Genomic DNA, 3,368 nt, shown 5'->3' on the forward strand with positions numbered 1-3,368 from the left:
CCCGCTGATTCGACGGCTCGCGAGTAGGAGGCCGCGTACTGCGCGGAAGCGGACACCGCCGCGCCGCCGTCCGCCGCGATCACGACGAGCCTGCTGCCGTCGGGCACGACCAGCACCGCCTCGCCGTTGCGCGCCGCAGCGGTCTCGATCAGGTCGGCGAGCTGGTCGAGGGAGCCCGGCAGGTCGTCGGCGATGCCCTCCGGCGTGGGTACGGTCACCGGAGAGTCCTCCGTGACCGAGACGACGGGAAGGTTGCCTGTCGCCCCGCCCCCCTTCTCGCCGGCTGCGCCGACCGCGGCGTTGCCCGCTCCGCGCGTGCGCGTGCCGGAGCCCCCCGAGACCGGTTCCGCCACGAGCACGCGCATCGGTGCGTCGAGGAGCCCGCCGTACAGCCGTCCGGCCACGGCACGGGCGTGGTCCGCCTCGCCGGAGAGCAGCATCCTCATTACCGCGGCGCCCAGGCGCTGTTCGGCTTCCTGAAGAGCCCGCGAACGCTCCATGGTCAGAGTCAGCAGCGCGATCGCGGAGTGCACCGCGTAGCGCTCGGCGGTGCCGAGCGGGGCTGCCGTCCCCACGGCGAGCACGGCCTTCGCGCGGCGGCCGCTGCCGATCGACTGAAGTTCGACGCGGTCGTCCCCCGCGTCCGCCCCGCTGACCACGGCGCTCGCGGGCGCGGGTCTGTCACGCAGGCGCTCGGCGTCGCTGACGAAGCGGGCGGCACGGCGCACCGCCCAGGCCGGAGCAGTGGCGACCATCGCCCCCGAGGCGTCGTACAGCGCGGCCCAACCCGCCACCTCCGAGGCGAGCTTGGCGAGCAGCGCCGCCGGACCCTCCTGGGAGAGGGCGGCGCGCGTCATCTCACGCTGGGCCTCGAACCCGGCCGTGACCGCGCGGTACTGGTCGGCCGCGATGGCAGCGGAGACGGCCTTGCTGATGGCGATGAACGGTGTGCGCCGCGGGACTTCGAGCAGCGGCAGATCGACTTCGCGGCACGCCTCGACGAGTGCGTCCGGCACCTTCTCGTAGTTCACGCCCGCGGCGAACCCCAGACCCACGACGCCCTTGTCCGCGAGCTGCCGCACGTAGCGGTGCATGCTCCCGGGATCCTCCGCGTCCAGCTTCAGAGCCGTCACGAGCAGGAGCTCACCGCCGTCCAGGTACGGGGTGGGGTCCGCGAGTTCACTTGCGTGGGCCCAACGCACCGGAGTGTCCAGCCGGTCCTGTCCGGTGAGCACGGAGAGCCGAAGTGAGGAGTGCTGGACGAGCGAGGCGAGAGTCGGTGGCATAACAACGCTCACCGTACAGGCGCCCGGCTCATTTCGGTCATTCCCGAAGTCATTCCCGAAGTCACTCCCCGAGCTCCGCCAGGATCGGCGGAGTGCGCTCGCCACGTACGGTCATCAGCGACAACACCGCGTGTCCGGGCGGCAGCTCGTTCGCCAGGTCGGAGGCCGACCAGCGTTCGCGCTGCACGGTTCGGACGGTCACCGACTCGGCGGTGACGTGCTTGCCCGTGGCCAGCCTGCGCACTGCGTGCATGACCCGGGTGAAGGGCTCGTCGGAGACGAGCTGACGGTTGGTGACGTCGCGGGTCTCCACCCACTCCTTGCCCCACACCTCGGCGAAGTGCTCCGCGTCCCAGGGAGTCACCCCCGCGCACACCATCCGGCAGCCGACGGCACCCAGCAACGGGCCGCGCAGCTCCGCCGGTACGTCGTCGAGGGCCCGCAGCGTGAGCAGTACGCCGGCGTGGGCGGAGCGCACACGCTGAAGGCCGCGCAGCGCCTGCGGGGTGATCGTCTGCGCCGCGTCGTCGAGTACGAGACCGGCGAAGAGGGACTGGTCCTCGCGCGAGGTCACGCACTCGGTGAACTGCGCGAGGACGAGCCGCGCGAGGATGCGCGACGCCTCCGCGTGGCCACGCTCGGGCAGGTCGATGCGTACGCGGAGCGGGTGTTCGAGGGCGCGGAGCGAGAAGGGCCGGTGCCCCTTGCCCGAAGGGCCTCCGGCACCTTCGGCGCCCTCGGGGACGAAGAAGTCGGCGAACGCGGGCCGGTCCAGCAGTGCGATGCGGTCCGCAAGCAGCGCGGGCGGATCGCCGGGACGGCCCGACTGCCGCTCGTGGGCGTCGAGTTCACGGAGTTGCGCGACGGACCCGGCGTCCTCGAGCGCGGTGCGCAGCGAACGGAGAGCGGAGGGAGAGCCGTCCAGCAGTTCGCGCAGCTCGGCCACCGTGGGGAAGCGGCCGTAGGCAGCGCGGAAGGGACCGATGAGCTGCGCCAGCGAGGTGGCCGCGCGGCGGCTGTCCCCGCCGGGAAGCGTCGTGACCAGGTCACCGACGAGCGCTTCGGCGAGCATGCCTGCCGCTTCGTCCGGATCGCTGCTGCCGCCGTAGAGATCGAGGTCGTGCAGGGAGTCGCTGTGCCCGACACGTACGACAGCGTCGAAGGACTCGTCGGGGGCCAGCTGTGTGCCGCCGGACGTCACGGCGACGACGGCGGCCTGCCCGGCCAGCGCCTGCAGGCACAGCGATTCGGCGACGGGCCGCACCAGCTTCGTCGTCTTGCCCGAGCCGGGCGGGCCGACGGCGAGCGCGGAAGTACCCAGGAGCGACGGCTCCAGAGCGACCCCGGCGCCGCGGTAGTGCTGCGGATTGCGCTCGTTGTCCGAGGCGGTACCGATGCGCACCTGGCGCAGCCGCAGATCGTGACGGGCCGCGCGGTGCGGCAGGTCGCGGCGCCCCGAGGGGTGCGCGCATGCCGCGGCACCCTGCGAGAGGACGGTGTCGATGAACGAGGAGAGGCGGCCGGGGCGGGCGCGGACGGACTCCCACGCGCGGTGGATGCGGGCGTGGTCCACGTCGCCCATCTGACCTCGGCGCACCTCGTCGGCGAGCCGGTCGGCGGCTTGGGAGGCGCCGCTGCCGCGCAGTTCGGGCCATTCGACGGGATCCGTCTGCGCGGGAGGCGTGGGCACGGGGTGCGTCGCGTCCGTACCTCCACTGCGGCTGTCCGGCCCCCGGCGTCGTTCGTTCCCGCCTGTCAGTCGTGCCCACGCACGACTGGCCACCTCGGGCCAGCGGCCGAGGCGGCCGAAGACGACGGCGAGGCCGCCGATGACGAGGGCGTAGTAGATGCCGCTCGCCCAGGCGAAGGGTGCCTTGTCCCCGGTCCCCGAACGCCACGACTCGGGAGTCAGGGCGAGCAGGGGCCAGAGCCAGAAGTCGCCGAGATACATGTTGTACAGCAGCGACCAGAGCAGCCACCCGATGAGGAACGAGACCACCGCCCCGCTGAGCAGTTGGCGTGCCGGTGTGCGGTCCGGGTCCTCGGGGCGCCGCGGCCTGTGGCCGTACCGCCAGATCCCTG

2 protein-coding genes are annotated in these 3,368 nt (G+C 72.8%); both read right to left on the minus strand.

Features of this window, described 5'->3' with window-relative positions; all coding sequences use genetic code 11:
- The coding region (locus tag H5J26_RS29595) for a PucR family transcriptional regulator ligand-binding domain-containing protein (protein ID WP_181769038.1) at positions 1 to 1,286 on the minus strand (1,286 nt) is incomplete at its 3' end.
- Between the two features lie 61 nt (positions 1,287 to 1,347).
- On the minus strand, positions 1,348 to 3,368 hold a 2,021-nt coding region (locus H5J26_RS29600), incomplete at its 5' end, for an ATP-binding protein (RefSeq protein WP_181769039.1).

This window comes from Streptomyces albidus (ex Kaewkla and Franco 2022), assembly GCF_013870515.1.
Taxonomy (GTDB): domain Bacteria; phylum Actinomycetota; class Actinomycetes; order Streptomycetales; family Streptomycetaceae; genus Streptomyces; species Streptomyces albidus.